The organism is Streptomyces griseochromogenes (assembly GCF_001542625.1).
GTDB lineage: Bacteria > Actinomycetota > Actinomycetes > Streptomycetales > Streptomycetaceae > Streptomyces > Streptomyces griseochromogenes.
On sequence record NZ_CP016279.1, the window covers coordinates 2,407,206 to 2,426,986 of the forward strand.

Genomic DNA, 19,781 nt, shown 5'->3' on the forward strand with positions numbered 1-19,781 from the left:
CCCAGGGCGACTTCCAGCCGTGATTCTGTCCTACTCCGGGAGGGGTTGCGGAGGCCGCGGACCGACGTACTGGCCGATGGGGCGCATCCGCATCGGGCGCTCGCCGTACTCCTCCAAGGCGTGGGCGATCCACCCCGCCGTCCGGGCCACGGCGAAGATCGTCTCGCCGGCTGTGGCGGGCATGCCGCAGGAGGCGGTGAACACAGCCAGTGCCAGGTCGACGTTGGCGTGCAGAGGGGTGTGACGGGCGGTCGTGGCGACGATGTCGCGTGCCGCCAGCAGGGCGGGCTCCGCGCGCGGTACCTGCTCCAGGAGGCCGAACAGCACCCGCGCGCGCGGGTCCTCGCCGACGTAGAGCCGGTGGCCGAGTCCGGGGATACGGCGGCCCGCGCGCAGCTCGTCCGCGATCACCGGAACCGCGGTCCCCTGGTCGAGCACGTCGAGCAGCAGCCGGTGGGCCAGGCCGCTGGAGGCGCCGTGCAGCGGGCCCTCCAGGACGCCGAGCCCGGCAGAGACGGCCGCGTAGGCGTGTGCGCGGGCCGAGGCGGCGACCCGGACGGCGAGCGTGGAGGCGGCCAGGTCGTGATCGGCGAGCAGGGCGAGGGCGGTGTCCAGGACGCGCAGCGAGGCCTCGTCGGCGGGGCGGCCGGTCAGCCGGGCCCACAGACGGTGGGACAGCGGGCCGCCGTCCTTGTGGGTGAGGCGGGCGGGCGGCAGCGCGGCGACGAGAGTCGGGATGAGAACCCGTGCCGTGCTCAGCACGGCCTCCTCGGACAGGTCGAAGCGCAGCGGGTCCTCGGCCGCCGCGGCGATCGCCGCCACCCGCAGCCGGTCGGTGGGGGAGGTGTGCTCGGGCAGGGCGTTCACGGCGTGGCGGGCGACCTCGACGGTGGCCTCCGGCGCGGTGAGGGTCACGCCCGGCGTCAGGCGGCCCGTCCACAGCCACTCGGCGACCTCCTCGTAGGAGTGGCGGGTGGCCAGCTCCGTGGCGTCCACGCCCCGGAAGTAGTACCGGTCCTTGTCGATCAGGGTGATCCGGGTCCGGACGGACAGGTCGCCGCCGGAGCCCGGGACCGCCGCGGCCTCGCGCCGGTTGCGCCGGGCGAGGGCCTCGACTTCCTTCGCGTCGAAGGTGCTGGCGCGGCCGCCGGGTTCACGCCTGCTGCTGAGCAGGCGGCGGCTCACGTAGGCGTACACGGTCTCCGGCTTCACGCCGAGCGCCTCGGCGGTCTCCTTGGTGGTCAGCCTTCGCCCGGGGCGGCCAGGAGCGGGTTCGTGATCGCGCATGGAGGTCACCGTAGCCGCCTCTGAACATATTGATAGCCCTACATTGATTCAATCAATATTGACAGGAATTAGTCAAGCATGGACAGTCGGATCAAGTCCAGGGAGGAACAGCATGTCCATCAACAGGGCCGCATCCGTCGTCGACGTACCTCGGGGCCTCGCGGGGGTCGTCGTCACCGACACCGAGGTCGGAGACGTCCGGGGGCTCGAGGGCTTCTACCACTACCGCCAGTACTCGGCCGTCGAACTCGCGCACACCCGCGGCTTCGAGGACGTCTGGCATCTCCTCGTCCACGGCGCACTCCCGGACGCGGAGCGTCGGGCCGCCTTCACCGCCGAGACCGCGGCGCTGCGCCGGCTGCCCGAGGAGGTCCGGTCCGCCCTTCCCGCCCTCGCGAAGGCGGGCCGTGACTCCGGCCCCCTCACCGGAATGCGCACCGCGCTGTCGCTGCTGGGCGCGGCGAAGGGGTTCCGGCCGGTGTACGACATGGACGCCGACCAGCGCCGTGCGGACACCGTCGCCGCATGTGCGGCCGTACCGACGCTGCTCACGGCGCTGTACCGGCTGGGGCGGGGACTCGGCCCCGTGGAGCCGCGCGAGGACCTGTCGTACGCGGCCAACTACCTCTACATGCTCACCGGCGAGGAACCGGAGCCGCGGCGGGCCAGGGCGGTCGAGCAATACCTGATCTCAACCATTGATCACGGATTCAATGCATCAACCTTCACCGCGCGGGTCATCGCGTCCACGGGCGCCGACGTGGCCGCCTGTCTCGTCGGGGCCGTGGGCGCGCTGTCCGGACCCCTGCACGGCGGGGCGCCCAGCCGTGCCCTCGACACGCTGGACACGATAGGAACGCCGGACCGGATCGACTCCTGGATCCGGGAACGGGTGCTCGCGGGTGACCGCATCATGGGTTTCGGGCACGCCGTCTACCGCACGGAGGACCCCCGTTCACGGATGCTGCGCGAGATCGCGCAGGGCTTCGGGGGCCCGCGCGTCGACTTCGCCGTCGAGGTCGAGCGGCACGTCGAGGCGATCCTGGCCGAGCTGAAGCCCGGCCGTGAGCTGCACACGAACGTCGAGTTCTACGCGGGTGTGGTCATGGAGCTGTGCGGCCTGCCCCGGGAGATGTTCACCCCCACCTTCGCGGCGGCCCGCGTGGTCGGCTGGAGCGCCAACATCCTGGAACAGGCGGCGGATTCGAAGATCATCCGCCCGGTCGCGCGGTATGTGGGACCGGAGCCGGAGCCGGCGGTGCCGACTCGGCCATGAGTCCCACCGGGGCGCCCGCTCTTATCCTGGTCCGGCAGTCGGTCCACGTAAGAGAGGGCGCCCGTTGGGCAACAGCCGCACCCCGCAGCAGATCCCCGTCGTCGTACTCGCCGGATTCCTCGGATCCGGGAAGACCACGCTCCTCAACCACCTCCTGCACCGCAGCGGAGGCAGCCGCATCGGAGCGATCGTCAATGACTTCGGGGCCATCGAGATCGACGCGATGGCCGTCGCCGGAGCCCTCGGCGACTCGACCGTCTCGCTCGGCAACGGCTGTCTGTGCTGTGCCGTCGACGCGAGCGAACTCGACCTCTACCTGGACCGGCTCGCCGCGCCCGGCGCGGGCATCGACGTCATCGTCATCGAGGCCAGTGGGCTCGCCGAGCCGCAGGAACTCGTGCGGATGGTCCTTGCCAGCGAGCACCCCGGCATCGTCTACGGCGGTCTCGTGGAGGTCGTCGACGCCGCCGAGTTCGACGACACCCGGGCCCGGCACCCCGAGATCGACCGGCACCTCGCCCTCGCCGACCTCGTCGTGGTCAACAAGCTCGACCGCGCGCCGGACGCCGACCGCGTCCTCGGTCTCGTCGGCTCGCTCACCGACCGCGCCGCCGTCGTGCCCGCCGCCTACGGCCGCATCGACCCGGAATTCCTCTTCGACTGCAGGCCGAGCGAGGAGCGCATCGGGCAGCTGTCCTTCGACGACCTGCACGAACACGGCGACGACGACCACCACGGCCACATGCACACCGGCTACGACAGCCTGTCCTTCACGTCCGACGTCCCGATGGAGCCCCGTCGGCTGATGCGGTTCCTGGACAGCCGTCCGGAGGGGCTGTACCGGATCAAGGGATACGTCGACTTCGGGCCGCACGACGCGGGCAACCGGTACGCCGTGCATGCCGTAGGGCGTTTCCTGCGCTTCTGTCCCGAGCCCTGGGCCGTCGCCGACGCCCGCCTCACCCAGCTCGTCCTGATCGGCTCCGGTATCGAGACGGACGCCCTCGGCAAGGAGCTGGAGGGGTGCAAGAACGACGCCCCACACGCCGACGAGCGGGGCATGTGGGGCGTCCTGCGGTACGTACAGGGCTCCGAGGAGGAACCCGACGCAGCGGCCTACGAGGTCTAGAACACCGGTCCCGCGACCACCGACACCGTCTTCGCCAGCGACGTGCCCGAGCCGTCCCGGCGCGGGTCCGCGTCGGGCAGCTCGGCCGGGGTGCCGTTCTTCTGCGCCGCCCGGGCCGGGACCGGGCCCGCCCAGGCCAGCGACAGGCAGTCCTCGCCCTTGAGGAACCGCTGGCAGCGCACGCCGCCGGTGGCCCGTCCCTTGCGCGGGTACTGGTCGAACGGGGTCAGCTTGGCCGTCGTCTGCACGGAGTCGTCCAGCGTGCCGCGCGAGCCCGCCACCGTGAAGACCACCGCGTCGGCCGCCGGGTCGACCGCCGTGAACGAGATGACCTTCGCGCCCTCGGCGACCTTGATGCCCGCCATACCGCCCGCCGGGCGGCCCTGCGGACGCACGATGGAGGCCTGGAAGCGCAGCAGCTGCGCGTCGTCCGTGATGAACACCAGGTCCTCCTCGCCGGTGCGCAGCTCCATCGCGCCGACGATCCGGTCGCCCTCCTTGAGCGTGATGACCTCCAACTCGTCCTTGTTGGACGGATAGTCGGGCACCACACGCTTGACGACACCCTGCTCGGTTCCGAGCGCCAGACCCGGGGACGACTCGTCCAGCGTGGTCAGGCACACCACCGTCTCGTCGTCCTCCAGGGAGACGAACTCCGCCAGCGGAGCCCCTCCGGAGAGGTTCGGCAGGGTCGCCGTCCGAGGCAGCTGCGGCAGATCGACCACGTTGACCCGCAGCAGACGGCCCGCCGAGGTCACCGCGCCGATCTCGCCGCGCGTGGTCGCCGGGACCGCGGAGACGATCACGTCGTGCTTGGTGCGATGCGCGTCGGCGTCCTCCGGGAACGGCTCGTCGCCCGCCGTGCGAGCAAGCAGGCCCGTCGAGGACAGCAGCACCCGGCACGGGTCGTCGGCGACCTGGAGCGGCACGGCGGCGACCGGGGCACCGGCCGACTCCAGCAGGACCGTGCGCCGGTCGGTGCCGAACTGCTTGGCCACGGCGGCCAGTTCGGCCGAGACGAGCTTGCGCAGCTCCGTGTCCGACTCCAGGATCCGGGTCAGCTCCTCGATCTCCTGGATGAGCCGGTCCTTCTCCGCCTCCAGCTCGATGCGGTCGTACTTGGTGAGTCGGCGCAGCGGCGTGTCGAGGATGTACTGCGTCTGGACCTCGCTCAGCGAGAACCGCTCCATCAAGCGCTGCTTGGCCTGCGCGGAGTTCTCGCTGGACCGGATCAGCCGGATGACCTCGTCGATGTCGATCAGCGCGGTCAGCAGGCCCTCGACCAGGTGCAGCCGGTCCCGGCGCTTGCCGCGGCGGAACTCGCTGCGGCGCCGCACCACGTCGAAGCGGTGGTCGAGGTAGACCTCCAGCAGCTCCTTCAGGCCCAGGGTGAGCGGCTGGCCGTCCACCAGGGCCACGTTGTTGATGCCGAAGGACTCCTCCATCGGGGTCAGCTTGTACAGCTGCTCCAGGATCGCCTCCGGCACGAAGCCGTTCTTGATCTCGATGACCAGACGCAGGCCGTGCTCACGGTCGGTGAGGTCCTTGACATCGGCGATGCCCTGGATCTTCTTCGCGTTGACCATGTCCTTGATCTTGGCGATCACCTTCTCCGGACCGACCGTGAAGGGCAGTTCGGTGACGACCAGGCCCTTGCGGCGGGCGGTCACGGTCTCGATCGAGACCGTCGCGCGCATCTTGAAGGTGCCGCGGCCGGTCGCGTACGCGTCGCGGATGCCGTCCAGGCCGACGACCCGGCCGCCGGTGGGCAGGTCGGGGCCCGGGACGTGCTTCATCAGCGCGTCCAGGTCCGCGTTCGGGTGTCTGATCAGGTGGCGGGCGGCGGCGATGACCTCGCGCAGGTTGTGCGGCGGCATGTTCGTCGCCATGCCGACCGCGATGCCCGAGGAGCCGTTCACCAGCAGGTTCGGGAAGGCGGAGGGCAGCGCCACCGGCTCCTGCTCCTGGCCGTCGTAGTTGGGCGTGAAGTCGACCGTGTCCTCGTCGATCGACTCGGTCATCAGGCTGGTCGCCTCGGCCATCCGGCACTCGGTGTACCGCATGGCGGCCGGCGGGTCGTCGTTGCCCAGCGAGCCGAAGTTGCCGTGGCCGTCGACCAGCGGGACGCGCATCGAGAACGGCTGGGCCATGCGCACCAGGGCGTCGTAGATCGACGCGTCGCCGTGCGGGTGCAGCTTGCCCATGACCTCGCCGACGACGCGCGCGCACTTCACATAGCCGCGGTCGGGGCGCACGCCCATCTCGTTCATCTGGTACACGATCCGGCGGTGCACCGGCTTGAGACCGTCGCGGGCGTCCGGCAGGGCGCGCGAGTAGATGACCGAGTACGCGTACTCAAGGTAGGAGCCACGCATCTCGTCCACGACGTCGATGTCGAGGATCTTCTCCTCGTACGAGTCGTCGGGCGGCGGGGTCTTCGTGCTGCGGCGGGCCATCCTGCCTGGCTCCTTGCTGAAGCGTTTGACGGATCTGACGCAGACCATTGTGGACCGAGGTACTGACAACCCGGGCCACGACCCGGTCTCCACGGCCGGGCCCGACTCCGGGAGCGGCTCGGCAGGGTGCCGGAAAGCCGTCCCGCGGCACCTGTCACGCGGGCCGCGCGATCCGCTGTGGGCGTACGTCCGGCGGGAACTTCGCCGATGCCTCGCGCGCTTGCATACAGTGGCAGGACCGGCAGGAAAACAGCGGTTTCTTTCGACCGCCTCCGCTCGCGAAGGGACGTACATGCCCATGGGTCACACGACCACAGCCGAGGCAGGCTCCGGGGGCCTGACAGCGACCGAGCACCGCCTGGCCAACGGTCTGCGCGTGGTGCTCTCCGAGGACCACCTGACCCCGGTGGCGGCGGTCTGCCTCTGGTACGACGTCGGTTCCCGCCACGAAGTCAAGGGGCGTACCGGCCTGGCTCACCTTTTCGAGCACTTGATGTTCCAGGGCTCGGCCCAGGTCGAGGGCAACGGTCACTTCGAGCTGATCCAGGGCGCCGGCGGCTCGCTCAACGGCACCACCAGCTTCGAGCGCACCAACTACTTCGAGACCATGCCCGCCCACCAGCTGGAGCTGGCCCTGTGGCTGGAGGCCGACCGCATGGGGTCGCTGCTGGCCGCCCTGGACGACGAGTCCATGGAGAACCAGCGGGACGTCGTCAAGAACGAGCGCCGCCAGCGCTACGACAACGTGCCCTACGGCACCTCCTTCGAGAAGCTGACCGCCCTCGTCTACCCCGAGGGGCACCCCTACCACCACACGCCGATCGGCTCGATGGCGGACCTGGACGCGGCCACCCTGGAAGACGCGCGCACGTTCTTCCGCACCTACTACGCGCCCAACAACGCGGTGCTCTCCGTCGTCGGAGACATCGACCCCGTGCAGACCCTCGCCTGGATCGAGAAGTACTTCGGGTCGATCCAGTCGCACGACGGCAAGCCCGAGCCCCGCGACGGCACCCTGCCCGAGACCGTCGGCGAGCAGCTGCGTGAGGTCGTCGTCGAGGAGGTCCCGGCGCGTGCCCTGATGGCCGCCTACCGGCTCCCGCACGACGGCACGCGCGCGGCGGACGCGGCCGACCTGGCCCTCACCGTCCTCGGCGGCGGCGAGTCCTCCCGCCTGTACAACCGGCTCGTGCGCCGCGACCGTACGGCCGTCGCGGCCGGCTTCGGCCTGCTGCGCCTGTCCGGCGCGCCCTCGCTCGGCTGGCTGGACGTGAAGACCTCCGGTGACGTCGAGGTGCCGGTGATCGAGGCCGCGATCGACGAGGAGCTGGCCCGGTTCGCCGAGGAGGGCCCCACGCCCGAGGAAATGGAGCGCGCCCAGGCCCAGTTGGAGCGCGAGTGGCTGGACCGGCTCGGCACGGTCGCCGGCCGCGCCGACGAACTGTGCCGGTACGCCGTCCTGTTCGGCGACCCGCAGCTGGCCCTCACCGCCGTACAGCGCGTCCTGGCGGTGACCGCCGAGGAGGTCCAGGAGGTCGCCAAGGCCCGCCTGCGCCCCGACAACCGCGCGGTCCTCGTCTACGAGCCGAAGTCCCCGGAGACCGTCCAGGACGCCGACGTCCCCGAGGACCCGGAGCACGAGGCGACCGTAGAGGCCGGCAACGACAACGAGGAGACGGCCAAGTGAGCGAGCTCGCCACCATGGACTTCCACCCCCAGCCGCAGCCCGGCGAGGCCAAGCCCTGGGCGTTCCCGGCCCCCGAGCGCGGCACCCTGGACAACGGGCTGACCGTTCTGCGCTGCCACCGCCCCGGCCAGCAGGTCGTCGCCGTCGAGGTGATGCTGGACGCGCCTTTGGACGCCGAGCCGGGAGGTATGGACGGCGTCGCGACGATCATGGCGCGGGCCTTCTCCGAGGGCACCGACAAGCACTCCGCGGAGGAGTTCGCCGCCGAGCTGGAGCGGGCCGGTGCCACGCTCGACGCGCACGCCGACCACCCCGGCGTCCGTATCAGCCTGGAGGTCCCGGTCTCCCGCCTGGCCAAGGGTCTCGGCCTGCTCGCCGACGCGCTGCGCGCGCCCGCGTTCGCCGAGAGCGAGGTCGAGCGGCTGGTCCGCAACCGCCTGGACGAGATCCCGCACGAGCTGGCCAACCCCTCCCGCCGGGCCGCCATGGAACTCTCCAAGGAGCTGTTCCCGGCGACCTCGCGCATGTCGCGCCCGCGCCAGGGCACCGAGGACACGGTCGAGAAGATCGACGCGGCGGCCGTACGCGCCTTCTACGACCGCCATGTGCGGCCCGCCACGGCCACCGTGGTGGTGGTCGGCGACCTCACCGGCACCGACCTGGACGAGCTCCTCGCCGACTCCCTGGGCGCCTGGACCGGCACCCCGGGCCAGCCGCGGCCCGTGCCACCGGTGACGGCCGACGACACCGGCCGCGTCGTCATCGTCGACCGGCCCGGCGCCGTCCAGACGCAGCTGCTCATCGGCCGGATCGGCCCCGACCGGCACGACCGGGTGTGGCCCGCCCAGGTGCTCGGCACGTACTGCCTCGGCGGCACCCTCACCTCCCGCCTGGACCGCGTCCTGCGCGAGGAGAAGGGCTACACCTACGGCGTGCGCGCCTTCGGGCAGGTCCTCCGCTCAGCCTCGGAGGGCACGGGCGCCGCGATGCTCGCCATCAGCGGCTCCGTCGACACCACGAACACCGGTCCCGCGCTCCAGGACCTGTGGACGGTGCTGCGCACCCTCGCGGCCGACGGCCTGACCGACGCCGAGCGCGACGTCGCCGTGCAGAACCTCGTCGGGGTGGCGCCGCTGAAGTACGAGACCGCCGCGGCCGTCGCCGGCACCCTGGCGGACCAGGTCGAGCAGCACCTGCCCGACGACTTCCAGGCGACGCTGTATCAGCAGCTCGCCGCCACCGGCACCGTGGAGGCCACCGCGGCGGTCATCAACGCCTTCCCGGTGGACCGCCTGGTGACCGTCCTCGTCGGTGACGCGGAGCAGATCAAGGCGCCGGTGGAGGCGCTCGGCATCGGCGAAGTCAGCGTCGTGGCGGCCGAGTAGCGACCGGACGGCGCGACGCGCGCGTGGGGGCCCTGACGACCGACGGATCGTCAGGGCCTCTTGCCGTGCATCACCCTTCACCAGATGTCCGAATTGGGCAGAGGCTGCCCGTCTGGCCTGTGGGATGCGCTACAAAAGCCCGGATCCGTTTGAGGATCGAAAGCCGGGCCCTTTAGCGTCTTCCGGGCTGTCCGTCAGGCAGTGCGCCGCGCCCGCGGCACCGGACAGTCATCGCCGAGTCCCCGTACGGCGCGAGCCAGGGGAGCCGGGGACCCAACCGCAGTCCCTGGGGTGAATCGGACGCCCGCGCGCGAGCGAGGGGGTCCGTAGGAGACCTTCCTGCTCCGAACCCGTCAGCTAACCCGGTAGGCGAGAGGGAAGGAAAGGACCAGCCACTTCATGGCGTTCATGTGCGCCACCGGGAAGCATCGCAAGCCCGGCCGGGCCAAGCGCACCACCGCTCAGGCGGCCGGTATCGCGGCCCTCACCAGTACCGGTGTCGTCGGCACCCTCGCGGCCACCCCGGCGCTCGCCGCGGACGACTCCGCCGAGCAGACCGGCCTCACCCCGGTCATCGCCGTGAGCGACACGCTCGCCCACCAGATCGACGAGCAGGCCTCCGCGCAGAAGGAGGCCGCCGAGCAGAAGGCGGCCGAGGAAGCCGCGGCCAAGGAGGCCGCCGCAAAGGTCAGGAAGGACCGCGAGGCGCGGGCGCGCGCCGCCCGCGAGGCCGAGCGCAAGCGCCTGAACGCCTTCGTCGCCCCGATCGCGAACTCGTACGTCTCCACCGGCTACAAGGCCAGCAGCTCCCTGTGGTCCTCCGGCTCCCACACCGGCATCGACTTCCACGCGGCCAGCGGCACGACCGTTCACGCGGTCGGCTCCGGCACCGTCGTCTCCACCGGCTGGGGCGGGGCGTACGGCAACCAGATAGTGATCCGGATGGCGGACGGCATGTACACCCAGTACGGCCATCTGTCGTCCATCGGTGTCACCGTGGGCCAGAAGGTCACCCCGGGCCAGCAGATCGGCCTGTCCGGCGCGACCGGCAACGTCACCGGACCGCATCTGCACTTCGAGGCCCGTACGACCCCCGAGTACGGCTCGGACGTCGACCCCGTCGCCTACCTCCGTGGGCACGGCGTGAACGTCTGACGACCGCACGCACGACATCCGAAAGCCCCGGCTCACACGCCGGGGCTTTCGTCGTTTCTCACCGAGCCCGCATCATCCGCTGTCCAAAAAATATCCATGGATTCCGGCCCGCCGTCGGAAATTCCGGCCGATTGCAATAGAGTCACGGAACACACGTCCATCGTCGACGTTTCACGGGGATTAATGCGGAGGTCGGTCATGCGTATTCCGGCGCACTCGGTATGCACGGCGATCCGGGACGACATCGTCGCGGGTGTCCACGAGCGCGGCGGCCGCCTGACCGAGGAAGTACTGGCCCGCCGCTACGGGGTCTCGCGCGTCCCCGTCCGTGAGGCTCTGCGCACCCTGGAGGCGGAGGGCTTCGTGGTGACCCGCCGGCACGCGGGCGCGTGCGTGGCCGAACCGACCGAGCAGGAGGCCGCGGACCTGCTGGAGATGCGCGTGCTGCTGGAGCCCCTCGGCGCCCTCCGGGCCGCCCAGCGGCGCACCGAGGCCCATCTGAAGGTGCTGCGCGGCCTGGTCAGGCTGGGCCAGGAGCGGGCCAGGCGGGGCAGCAGCGAGGATCTGCGCTCCCTGGGGGGCTGGTTCCACGAGACGCTCGCGCAGGCCTCCGGCAGCCATTCGCTGAGCTCGACGCTCACCCAGCTGCGGCACAAGATCGCCTGGATGTACACGGTGGACGCCCCGGCGAACCCCGTGGAGTCCTGGGCGGAGCACGGCGCCATCGTGGACGCGGTGGCGCGGGGCGACGGCGAGCGCGCGCGGGTGATCGCGTCGCATCACGTCGAGCGTGCGACGGCCGTGCACCGGTTGCGGGCCTCCCTGGGCGGTGGCCGGGTGGAGCGTGTGAGGAACTCGCAACATGCCGTAAACATGCCGAGCCTGCGGCATTAACATGGGCACCGTATACAAAGGGGGGGATATTTGGGTGCCAGGTATTTCCCGTTGCCCCGTTCGCCGAGTTTCGTGCATTCGCGATGGCGCGCCCTTCGCATGCCTGCGATAAACCCGGCGCGCCTGCGATAAACCAGTCCGGTCCCCTGCCGAAAACGCGGAAGCCGCGTCACCCTTCCGGACGACGCGGCTTCACGGCACGGCTCAGACCGTCTCGGGCAGCTCCTCGAGGCCTTCGGCGACCAGCTTGGCCAGACGGTCCAGGGCGGCGTCCGCGCCCTCGGCGTCGGAGGCGAGGACGATCTCCTCGCCACCCTGGGCGCCCAGGCTGAGGACGGCCAGCATGGAGGCCGCGTTGACGGGGCTGCCGTCAGCCTTGGCGATCGTCACCGGGACGCCTGCGGCCGTGGCGGCTCGGACGAAGATGGAGGCGGGTCGGGCATGGAGGCCCTCGGCCCAGCCGACGTTGACGCGGCGCTCAGCCATGTGTTGCTGCCCTTCACTGTTCAGGGTTGTCTAGACCAGTTTCCCATATCGCGAAGCATGCCCGGAGCGGTCCTTCGTCCCGCCCCGAGTGTCGCCGGACCGCGGCCTCGGTCCGGCTTCCGTCCTCCACAGACTGCCTCGCGCCGTTGTCGTACGCGAGCCGTACTCTGGGGCCCATGCAGAGCCCGGCGGACCGGCATGACCGGCACGAGTACCCCGCCCACTGGGAGGCGGACGTGGTGCTGCGCGACGGGGGTACCGCGCGCATCCGGCCCATCACCGTTGATGACGCCGACCGCCTGATCAGCTTCTACGAGCAGGTCTCCGACGAGTCGAAGTACTACCGCTTCTTCGCGCCGTACCCGCGACTGTCCGCCAAGGACGTCCACCGCTTCACGCACCACGACTTCGTGGACCGGGTGGGACTCGCAGCCACCATCGGCGGCGAGTTCATCGCCACCGTACGCTACGACCGCATCGGCGCCGACGGTCTGCCCGCCTCGGCTCCCGCCGACGAGGCCGAGGTCGCCTTCCTGGTCCAGGACGCCCACCAGGGCCGCGGGGTCGCCTCCGCCCTGCTGGAGCACATCGCGGCCGTCGCGCGCGAGCGCGGCATCCGCCGCTTCGCCGCCGAGGTGCTGCCCGCCAACACCAAGATGATCAAGGTGTTCACGGACGCCGGGTACACCCAGCAACGCAGCTTCGAAGACGGCGTCGTACGCCTGGAGTTCGACCTCGAACCCACCGACCGCTCCGTCGCCGTGCAGCACGCGCGGGAGCAACGCGCCGAGGCCCGCTCGGTACGGCGGCTGCTGGCACCGGGCTCCGTCGCGGTCGTGGGCGTCGGCCGCGCACCCGGCGGGGTGGGGCGCAGCGTCCTCGGCAACCTCCGGGACGCCGGCTACACGGGCAGCCTGCACGCCGTGAACCAGGCATTCCCCGAGGACCTCAAGGAGGTCGACGGGGTGCCCGCGTACCACTCGGTGCGGGACATCGAGGGCGCGGTGGACCTCGCCGTCGTCGCCGTACCGGCCGACCACGTGCCCACGGTGGTCTCCGAGTGCGGCGAACACGGGGTGCAGGGACTGGTCGTCCTGTCCGCCGGGTACGCCGAGAGCGGGCCCGAGGGGCGCGAGCGGCAGCGGGCCCTCGTCCGGCTCGCGCGCGCGTACGGCATGCGGATCATCGGACCGAACGCCTTCGGTGTCATCAACACCGCGCCCGACGTCCGCCTGAACGCCTCGCTGGCTCCCGAGATGCCGCGTCCCGGCCGTATAGGGCTGTTCGCGCAGTCCGGTGCCATCGGCATCGCGCTGCTGTCCCGGCTGCACCGGCGCGGGGGCGGGGTCACCGGGGTCACCGGCGTGTCCACCTTCGTGTCGGCGGGGAACCGGGCCGACGTCTCCGGCAACGACGTCCTCCAGTACTGGTACGACGACCCGGAGACCGACGTCGTCCTGATGTACCTGGAGTCCATCGGCAACCCGCGCAAGTTCACCCGCCTCGCCCGGCGCACCGCCGCGGCCAAACCGCTGGTGGTGGTGCAGGGCGTCGGTTCGGCGCCGCAGGGACACGCGGTACGGGCGACCCGGCTGCCGCACGAGACCGTCTCCGCGCTGCTGCGGCAGGCCGGGGTGATCCGGGTGGACACCATCACCGAGCTGGTCGACGCGGGTCTGCTGCTCGCCCGGCAGCCGCTGCCCGCGGGGCCTCGCGTGGCGATCCTCGGCAACTCCGAGTCGCTGGGCGTGCTGACGTACGACCGCTGCCTCGCGGAGGGGCTGCGGCCGTCGCATCCGCTGGACCTGACGACGGCGGCGACGGCGGAGGACTTCCACCGGGCGTTGTCGCGGGCGCTCGCGGACGAGACGTGCGACGCGGTGGTGGTCGCGGCGATTCCGGCGATCGGAGAGGGATCGCCGGGGGACGCGGAGCTGGCGGAGGCGCTGCGGTCCGCGGCCGCCGCGGTTCCGGGCAAGCCGGTGCTGGTGGTGCATGTGGAGCTCGGGGGGCTCGCGGAGGCGTTGTCGGCCGCGGCGAGTACTGCACCACAGGCCGTCGGGAAAGCGCCCGGCGCCGCAGGCGTTGCCCACCCTCACCCCCGCTCGGCTTCGCCCGAGCATCGCCTCGTGGAACGACTGCCCACCCCGGAGGCCGAGCGACCGCCCACCGCGGTAGCGGCCTCTGATGAGAGTCCCGAGAGCCCTACCCCCGAAGGAACCCGCCTCATCCCCGCCTACCCTGCCGCCGAACGCGCCGTGCGGGCCCTCGCCGAAGCCGTGAGGTACGGGCAGTGGCAGCGGGAGGCCGCTGATCCGGGCAAGGTGCCGGAGTACGACGACATCGACGAGAAGGGTGCCGCCCAGCTGATCGGAGGGCTGCTGGAGCGCGGGCAGGGGCTCAGCATCGGGGAGGCCGAGACCTGCGAGCTGCTGGACATGTACGGCATCCGCGTCCGCCGGGCGCTCCCCGCCCCCACCCCGGACGCCGCCGCCGAGGCCGCCCGCGCCCTCGGCTATCCGGTGGCTCTCAAAGCCACCGCCCCGCACCTGCGGCACCGCGCCGACCTGGGCGGCGTACGGCTCGACCTGGCGGACGAGGAGCAACTGCGCAGGTCCTACGCCGAGTTGACCGAGCTGTTCGGGCGGCCCGAGGAGCTGCGGCCCGTGGTGCAGGGTATGGCGCCCCGGGGCGTCGACACGGTCGTACGGGCGGTGATCGATCCGGCGGCCGGAGCCGTGCTGTCCTTCGGGCTCGCCGGGGCCGCCTCACAGCTGCTCGGGGACATGGCGCACCGGCTGGTCCCGGTCACCGACCGGGAGGCGACCTCACTGGTGCGGTCCATCCGCACGGCACCGCTGCTGTTCGGCTGGCGCGGCTCCACGCCGGTGGACACGCCCGCGCTGGAGGAGCTGCTGCTGCGTGTGTCCCGGCTGGTGGACGACCACCCCGAGGTCGTCGCCGTCACCCTGGAGCCGGTCGTGGTCGCCCAGCAGGGTGTGAGCGTCCTCGGCGCCACCGTACGGCTCGCCCCGCCGCCCGCCCGCGACGACCTCGGCCCGCGCACGCTGCCGGCCTACTGAGCGGCAAGGGGGGCACATGGAGATCGCCGGACGGGAACTGCCCGAGGGCAGCTGGTGGGACTGGGAGGTGATCGTCCAGGACGGCGGGCAGCTGCGGCTGGCCGCCGGATACGACCTCACGTATCACCACGGCCTGGAGCTGGTCTTCGTCGCCCCGTACTTCGTCTCCTGCCCGACCGGCTTCCAGGACCCCGTGTTCCGGGAGCCCACGGCCGAGGAGACGGCGCGCCTGGTGCGGATGCTGGGCGAACGGCCGCCCCTCGTCGTCGCGTTCGAGACGGACGCCGGCGGCCGCGATCCCGTCTCCTGTCTGGTCGCCGCCGAACGGCTGGACATCCTGCCGGGGCTCGTCCCGCGGCAGCCGCCCGCCGGTGCCGAAGCCGCCCCGGGTGCCCGCGACTGGCCCGGACCCCCCTTGCCCACGGATTAAGATGGACGCCATGGCCAAGACCAGTACGACGACCCAGGGGCTGCGCGCAGCGATCGAGCGCAGCGGCTACTACCCGGCCCTCGTGGCCGAGGCGGTGGAGGCCGCCGTGGGCGGCGAGCCCATCCGGTCGTACCTGGTCCACCAGGAGACCACCTTCGACCAGAACGAGGTGCGCCGGCACGTGACCGTCCTGGTCCTCACCGGCAACCGCTTCATCGTCAGCCACACCGACGAGCAGGCCGCCGACAGCACCTCCCCGACGCCCTACGCCACGACGTCCACGGAGTCCGTGAAGCTCGGCAGGATCTCGTCGGTCGTGGTCAGCAGGGTGGTCGCGAACCCTGAGCAGTACAAGCCGGGCACGCTGCCCCGCGAGGTCGTCCTGACGATCGGCTGGGGCGCGGTCAGCAGGCTCGACCTGGAGCCCGCCGCCTGCGGTGACCCCAACTGCGAGGCGGACCACGGCTACACGGGCAGCTCCACGGCGGACGACCTCAGCCTGCGCGTCAGCGAGGCCGGGGACGGCCCGGAGACGGTGCGCCAGGCGCTCGCCTTCGCGCAGGCCGTCTCCGAGGCGACCGCGGACGTCACGCGCTGATGTCCCAGCTCGCCTCCTGGGACCACCCGGAACCGCTCTCGCTCGACACCGCGCCGCTGCCCGAGTACGGCACCGGTTCGCTCGCCGACCTGCTGCCCACGCTGGCCGCCGGCCTCGGCGTCCCCGGTACGACCGCAACGATCACGGAACTGACCCCGGCCGACCGGGTCTGTGTCTTCCTGGTCGACGGGCTCGGCTGGGAGCAGCTCAGGGCGCACCCCGACGAGGCGCCCTTCCTGACCTCGCTGCTGCCCGGATCGCGCGGCGGCACCGGACGCCCGCTCACCGCCGGCTACCCGGCGACCACCGCGACCTCCCTCGCCTCGGTCGGCACCGGCCTGCCGCCGGGCGCCCACGGCCTGCCGGGCTACACGGCGCGCAACCCGGCCACCGGCGAGCTGATGAACCAGCTCCGCTGGCAGCCGTACACGGACCCGCGCCCCTGGCAGCCGTACCCCACGGTCTTCCAGCTGGCCCACGAGGCCGGCGTGCACGCCGCCCAGGTGTCCTCGCCCGCCTTCGAGCACACCCCGCTGACCAAGATCGCGCTCAGCGGCGGCACCTTCCACGGCCGGCTGACCGGCGAGGAGCGCATGGACCTCGCGGCCGAGCAACTGGCCGCCGGTGACCGCTCCCTCGTCTACACGTACTACGCCGAACTGGACGGCGCCGGGCACCGCTACGGCGTCGCCTCCGACACCTGGCGCGGCCAGCTCATGTACGTCGACCGGCTCGCCCAGCGCCTCGCCGAGCAGCTGCCGCCGCGCAGCGCGCTGTACGTCACCGCCGACCACGGCATGGTCGACATCCCGTTCGACGAGCAGCACCGCATCGACTTCGACGAGGACTGGGAGCTGCGTGCCGGCGTCGCCCTGCTCGGCGGGGAGGGGCGGGCGCGGCATGTGTACGCCGTGCCGGGCGCCGAGTACGACGTACTGACCGTCTGGCGCGAGGTGCTCGGCGAGCAGTTCTGGGTGGCCTCGCGGGACGAGGCGATCGCGGCGGGCTGGTTCGGACGGCCCGGTGAGTGCGACGAGCGCGTGTACGCGCGCATCGGGGACGTGGTCGCGGCCGCGCACGACGACGTCCTGATCATCGCCTCCGAGCGGGAGCCCAAGGAGTCGTCGCTGGTCGGCAACCACGGCTCGATGACCCCTGCCGAGCAGCTGGTACCGCTGCTCGAAGTACGCTCCTGACACCGCCTGCCCTCCGCCCCCTCGCCGAAAGGTGCTCAACCCCTCATGTCCGAGCTGGTGTTCTTCTCCGGAACGATGGACTGCGGGAAGTCCACGCTGGCTCTGCAGATCGAGCACAACCGCTCCGCGCGCGGCCTGGTCGGCGTGATCTTCACCCGGAACGACCGGGCCGGCGAGGGAAAGCTGTCCTCCCGGCTGGGCCTGGTCACCGATGCGGTGGAGGTCGAGGAGGGCCAGGATCTGTACGTGTACCTGGTCGAGCACCTCTCCCAGGGCGGGCGCGCGGACTATGTGATCGCGGACGAGGCACAGTTCCTCGCGCCCGAGCAGATAGACCAGCTCGCGCGCGTGGTGGACGACCTCGGCATGGACGTCTACGCCTTCGGGATCACCACCGACTTCCGTTCCAAGCTCTTCCCGGGCTCCCAGCGGCTGGTGGAGCTGGCCGACCGCATCGAGGTGCTCCAGGTCGAGGCGCTGTGCTGGTGCGGCGCCCGCGCCACGCACAACGCCCGCACGATAGGCGGCGCGATGGTGGTGGAGGGCGCCCAGGTGGTCGTCGGCGACGTCAACCACGCCGCGGGCGAGGTCGGCTACGAGGTGCTGTGCCGCCGCCACCACCGGCGCCGGATGACCGCCGCCTCGGCCCGCGCGGCGGTCCTGTCCCCGGACGTGCTGCCGGTGTCCACGGCCTGAGGCCGCCCGAGAGCGGCTCAGGCCGGGTTCTGGATCACCGAGAAGACCGCTCCCTCCGGATCCGTCACCGTGCCGACCCGGCCGTGCTCGCTGTCGTGGGCCGCCCTGAGCACCCGGCCACCCAGCTCGGCGGCCTGCCGCAGGGTCCGGTCGGCGTCCGCGACCTCGAAGTACGTCAGCCAGTGCGATCCGCGGTCCCGGGGCAGCCCATGGCCGACCCCATGGACACCGGCCACCGGATGGCCGGCTACGCGCAGGGTCACATAGTCGAAGCCGGCGGACAGCAGCGGCTCCTCCTCGTACCCGAACACGGTCTCGTAGAACTTGACGACGCTCTCGGTCTCGAAGGTGAGCAGTTCGTTCCAGGCCGGTGTGCCGGGGACGCCGCTGATCGCCGTGCCGAGGTGCGCCGTGCCCTGACAGATCCCGAACACCGCTCCGGAGGGGTCGGAGGCGATGGCCATCCGCCCGGCCTCGGCCGCGTCCAGCGGACCGACGGCCACCGTGCCGCCGCACAGCCGTACCGTGTCGGCCGTATGGTCCACGTCGTCCGAGGCGAGGTAGGGCGTCCAGGCGACCGGCAGCCGACGGTCCGGCGGCAGCTGGCCGATGCCCGCCACCTCGTGCCCGTCCAGCAGCGCCCGCACATAGGGGCCGAACTGATGCGGGCCCGGCCGGAACTCCCAGCCGAACAGCGCCTCGTAGAACTCCTCGGTCGCGGCCAGCCCGTGCGCCATCAGGCTCACCCAGCAGGGCGTGCCGGGCGCGCGCCGTGCGTGCGGGCCGGCCGACTCCCGTGCCTCGGTCATCGATCACTCTCTCCCCGGCCCCTCACGGTGGCCGTGTCGCTTCCGCTCCCCGCAGGGCTGTGCCGCTGGTGCGGGCACGCCCGTGCCGCTCCCCGGATCCTCCCGTGCGCCGCATGCCGTGCCGCGCCGTTGGCCCGGGCGGTACCCCCAGGGAGGATGTCCGGTCTGCCGCCTTACGCGGCTTCCTGACGATGGACGACTGGTGTCCGCCAGCTGTACAGCGTGTGCCCGATCCCGTACGCCGGGTGATCGACCCTGTACGGCGGAGCAGAGTAGCCGGACCTGGACGCCGCGGCCACCCCTGGCGTAAGGATGGACGTCATGACAGCCATCATCACCGCAACCGAACTGGCCCATGACCTCGCCGCCGAGGCCCCGCCCGTTCTGCTCGACGTCCGCTGGCAGCTGAGTGTGGCGAAGGCGGCGGGCGCCCCCGCCTTCGACGGCCGAGCCGAGTACACGGCCGGGCACATCCCCGGCGCGGTCTTCGTCGACCTGGACCGGGAGCTGGCTTCCGCCCCTGGGGAACGCGGCCGCCATCCGCTTCCGGACCTCGCGGAGTTCGGTGCGGCCATGCGCCGCGCGGGCGTGTCCGCCGCCCGGCCGGTCGTCGTCTACGACGGCGGGCAAGGCTGGGCGGCCGCGCGCGCCTGGTGGCTGCTGCGCTGGACGGGTCACCCGGACGTGCGGGTCCTCGACGGCGGATTGCCCGCCTGGCAGGGCCCGCTGTCGGCGGACGTACCGGTCACGGCCGAGGGAGACTTCGAACCGGCGCCGGCCGCGGCCGGGCGGCTCGACGCGGACGGCGCCGCCGCCCTGGCCCGCGCGGGCGTGCTGCTGGACGCGCGCGCGGGGCAGCGGTACCGCGGTGAGGTGGAGCCGATCGACCGGGTAGGCGGGCACATCCCGGGCGCGGTGTCGGCGCCGACGAACGAGAACGTGGGGCCGGACGGCCGTTTCCTGCCCGCGGTGGAACTGCGGGACCGCTTCAAGGCCCTGGGTGTTTCCGGCGACGCGGAGGTGGGCGTGTACTGCGGCTCGGGCGTCTCGGGCGCCCACGAGGTGCTGGCGCTGGCGGTCGCGGGCATCCCCGCGGCCCTGTACGTCGGTTCCTGGTCGGAATGGTCCTCGGACCCGACCCGCCCGGTCGCGGTGGGCGCGGACCCGCAGTAGGCAGCAGTAAGTGGGGGCACGCGCGCGTGCCCCCACTTCAT

At 71.9% G+C, this 19,781-nt stretch carries 17 protein-coding genes and 1 riboswitch; of the genes, 12 read left to right on the plus strand and 5 right to left on the minus strand.

Annotated elements, in window-relative coordinates; genetic code table 11:
- Positions 1–30: 30 nt before the first annotated feature.
- Positions 31–1,287, minus strand: a complete 1,257-nt coding sequence (locus AVL59_RS10375; protein WP_067317112.1) for a citrate synthase — start codon at positions 1,285–1,287, stop codon at positions 31–33.
- A 112-nt stretch (positions 1,288–1,399) separates the two neighbouring features.
- Here AVL59_RS10375 and AVL59_RS10380 point away from each other — a divergent pair, with 112 nt between their 5' ends.
- Positions 1,400–2,563, plus strand: a complete 1,164-nt coding sequence (locus tag AVL59_RS10380; RefSeq protein ID WP_067301895.1) for a citrate synthase/methylcitrate synthase — start codon at positions 1,400–1,402, stop codon at positions 2,561–2,563.
- Between the two features lie 64 nt (positions 2,564–2,627).
- The gene (locus tag AVL59_RS10385; RefSeq protein WP_067301897.1) at positions 2,628–3,692 is read left to right on the plus strand and encodes a CobW family GTP-binding protein; all 1,065 of its coding nucleotides are present in this window, start codon (positions 2,628–2,630) and stop codon (positions 3,690–3,692) included.
- On the opposite strand, the gene AVL59_RS10390 is transcribed toward AVL59_RS10385, so the two are convergent.
- Complete coding sequence (locus AVL59_RS10390; protein WP_067301900.1) at positions 3,689–6,148, minus strand: DNA gyrase/topoisomerase IV subunit A; 2,460 nt, start codon at positions 6,146–6,148, stop codon at positions 3,689–3,691. The two genes, AVL59_RS10385 and AVL59_RS10390, sit on opposite strands and share 4 nt — an antisense overlap.
- Positions 6,149–6,440: 292 nt before the next feature.
- On the opposite strand from AVL59_RS10390, the gene AVL59_RS10395 reads away from it, so the two are divergent.
- The 3 genes from AVL59_RS10395 (at position 6,441) to AVL59_RS10405 (ending at position 10,375) form a co-directional block, all read left to right on the plus strand.
- Entirely contained in the window at positions 6,441–7,835 is a 1,395-nt protein-coding gene (locus AVL59_RS10395) for a M16 family metallopeptidase (protein ID WP_067301902.1), read from the plus strand.
- The gene (locus AVL59_RS10400; protein WP_067301904.1) at positions 7,832–9,220 is read left to right on the plus strand and encodes a M16 family metallopeptidase; all 1,389 of its coding nucleotides are present in this window, start codon (positions 7,832–7,834) and stop codon (positions 9,218–9,220) included. Before AVL59_RS10395 ends, AVL59_RS10400 begins: the two co-directional genes overlap by 4 nt.
- Before the next feature lie 222 nt (positions 9,221–9,442).
- Positions 9,443–9,607, plus strand: a riboswitch (cyclic di-AMP (ydaO/yuaA leader).
- A gap of 12 nt (positions 9,608–9,619) precedes the next feature.
- Positions 9,620–10,375, plus strand: coding sequence for a M23 family metallopeptidase (locus tag AVL59_RS10405; protein ID WP_067301906.1), 756 nt, complete (start codon positions 9,620–9,622; stop codon positions 10,373–10,375).
- 32 nt (positions 10,376–10,407) lie between these two features.
- On the opposite strand, the gene AVL59_RS52040 is transcribed toward AVL59_RS10405, so the two are convergent.
- The gene (locus AVL59_RS52040) at positions 10,408–10,575 is read right to left on the minus strand and encodes a hypothetical protein (RefSeq protein ID WP_159399887.1); all 168 of its coding nucleotides are present in this window, start codon (positions 10,573–10,575) and stop codon (positions 10,408–10,410) included.
- On the opposite strand from AVL59_RS52040, the gene AVL59_RS10410 reads away from it, so the two are divergent.
- Complete coding sequence (locus tag AVL59_RS10410; RefSeq protein WP_067301909.1) at positions 10,574–11,269, plus strand: GntR family transcriptional regulator; 696 nt, start codon at positions 10,574–10,576, stop codon at positions 11,267–11,269. The genes AVL59_RS52040 and AVL59_RS10410 overlap by 2 nt on opposite strands.
- A 204-nt stretch (positions 11,270–11,473) precedes the next feature.
- Here AVL59_RS10410 and AVL59_RS10415 read toward each other — a convergent pair whose 3' ends face one another.
- Positions 11,474–11,755 (minus strand): HPr family phosphocarrier protein, encoded by a 282-nt coding sequence (locus AVL59_RS10415; protein WP_067301914.1) that lies wholly within the window; start codon positions 11,753–11,755, stop codon positions 11,474–11,476.
- Between the two features lie 176 nt (positions 11,756–11,931).
- Here AVL59_RS10415 and AVL59_RS10420 point away from each other — a divergent pair, with 176 nt between their 5' ends.
- Genes AVL59_RS10420 through AVL59_RS10440 form a run of 5 tightly spaced genes read left to right on the plus strand, consistent with a single transcriptional unit; the run spans position 11,932 to position 17,758 of the window.
- Positions 11,932–14,838 carry a bifunctional acetate--CoA ligase family protein/GNAT family N-acetyltransferase gene (locus tag AVL59_RS10420; RefSeq protein WP_208870346.1) on the plus strand — a complete coding sequence of 969 codons (2,907 nt, stop codon included), beginning with the start codon at positions 11,932–11,934 and terminating at the stop codon, positions 14,836–14,838.
- Positions 14,839–14,854: 16 nt separating this feature from the next.
- Positions 14,855–15,268, plus strand: coding sequence for a hypothetical protein (locus AVL59_RS10425; RefSeq protein WP_067301917.1), 414 nt, complete (start codon positions 14,855–14,857; stop codon positions 15,266–15,268).
- A 1-nt stretch (position 15,269) separates the two neighbouring features.
- A complete protein-coding gene (locus AVL59_RS10430; RefSeq protein WP_067301919.1) occupies positions 15,270–15,866 on the plus strand; it encodes a DUF5998 family protein in 597 nt (198 codons plus the stop codon).
- Positions 15,866–17,062 carry an alkaline phosphatase family protein gene (locus tag AVL59_RS10435; RefSeq protein WP_067301922.1) on the plus strand — a complete coding sequence of 399 codons (1,197 nt, stop codon included), beginning with the start codon at positions 15,866–15,868 and terminating at the stop codon, positions 17,060–17,062. Before AVL59_RS10430 ends, AVL59_RS10435 begins: the two co-directional genes overlap by 1 nt.
- 45 nt (positions 17,063–17,107) lie before the next feature.
- Entirely contained in the window at positions 17,108–17,758 is a 651-nt protein-coding gene (locus AVL59_RS10440; RefSeq protein ID WP_067301925.1) for a thymidine kinase, read from the plus strand.
- A gap of 17 nt (positions 17,759–17,775) precedes the next feature.
- On the opposite strand, the gene AVL59_RS10445 is transcribed toward AVL59_RS10440, so the two are convergent.
- Positions 17,776–18,567 carry a VOC family protein gene (locus AVL59_RS10445; protein WP_067301927.1) on the minus strand — a complete coding sequence of 264 codons (792 nt, stop codon included), beginning with the start codon at positions 18,565–18,567 and terminating at the stop codon, positions 17,776–17,778.
- A gap of 321 nt (positions 18,568–18,888) precedes the next feature.
- Between AVL59_RS10445 and AVL59_RS10450 the strand changes: the two genes are divergently transcribed.
- The gene (locus AVL59_RS10450) at positions 18,889–19,740 is read left to right on the plus strand and encodes a sulfurtransferase (RefSeq protein ID WP_067301930.1); all 852 of its coding nucleotides are present in this window, start codon (positions 18,889–18,891) and stop codon (positions 19,738–19,740) included.
- Positions 19,741–19,781 lie beyond the last annotated feature (41 nt).

Coding starts and splice junctions, on each gene's coding strand:
- AVL59_RS10375 (WP_067317112.1), bottom strand. CDS start 1,287: ATGCGCGATCACGAACCCGCTCCTGGCCGCCCCGGGCGAAGGCTGACC.
- AVL59_RS10380 (WP_067301895.1), top strand. CDS start 1,400: ATGTCCATCAACAGGGCCGCATCCGTCGTCGACGTACCTCGGGGCCTC.
- AVL59_RS10390 (WP_067301900.1), bottom strand. CDS start 6,148: ATGGCCCGCCGCAGCACGAAGACCCCGCCGCCCGACGACTCGTACGAG.
- AVL59_RS10395 (WP_067301902.1), top strand. CDS start 6,441: ATGCCCATGGGTCACACGACCACAGCCGAGGCAGGCTCCGGGGGCCTG.
- AVL59_RS10405 (WP_067301906.1), top strand. CDS start 9,620: ATGGCGTTCATGTGCGCCACCGGGAAGCATCGCAAGCCCGGCCGGGCC.
- AVL59_RS10410 (WP_067301909.1), top strand. CDS start 10,574: ATGCGTATTCCGGCGCACTCGGTATGCACGGCGATCCGGGACGACATC.
- AVL59_RS52040 (WP_159399887.1), bottom strand. CDS start 10,575: ATGACCGACCTCCGCATTAATCCCCGTGAAACGTCGACGATGGACGTG.
- AVL59_RS10415 (WP_067301914.1), bottom strand. CDS start 11,755: ATGGCTGAGCGCCGCGTCAACGTCGGCTGGGCCGAGGGCCTCCATGCC.
- AVL59_RS10420 (WP_208870346.1), top strand. CDS start 11,932: ATGCAGAGCCCGGCGGACCGGCATGACCGGCACGAGTACCCCGCCCAC.
- AVL59_RS10425 (WP_067301917.1), top strand. CDS start 14,855: ATGGAGATCGCCGGACGGGAACTGCCCGAGGGCAGCTGGTGGGACTGG.
- AVL59_RS10430 (WP_067301919.1), top strand. CDS start 15,270: ATGGACGCCATGGCCAAGACCAGTACGACGACCCAGGGGCTGCGCGCA.
- AVL59_RS10435 (WP_067301922.1), top strand. CDS start 15,866: ATGTCCCAGCTCGCCTCCTGGGACCACCCGGAACCGCTCTCGCTCGAC.
- AVL59_RS10440 (WP_067301925.1), top strand. CDS start 17,108: ATGTCCGAGCTGGTGTTCTTCTCCGGAACGATGGACTGCGGGAAGTCC.
- AVL59_RS10445 (WP_067301927.1), bottom strand. CDS start 18,567: ATGACCGAGGCACGGGAGTCGGCCGGCCCGCACGCACGGCGCGCGCCC.
- AVL59_RS10450 (WP_067301930.1), top strand. CDS start 18,889: ATGACAGCCATCATCACCGCAACCGAACTGGCCCATGACCTCGCCGCC.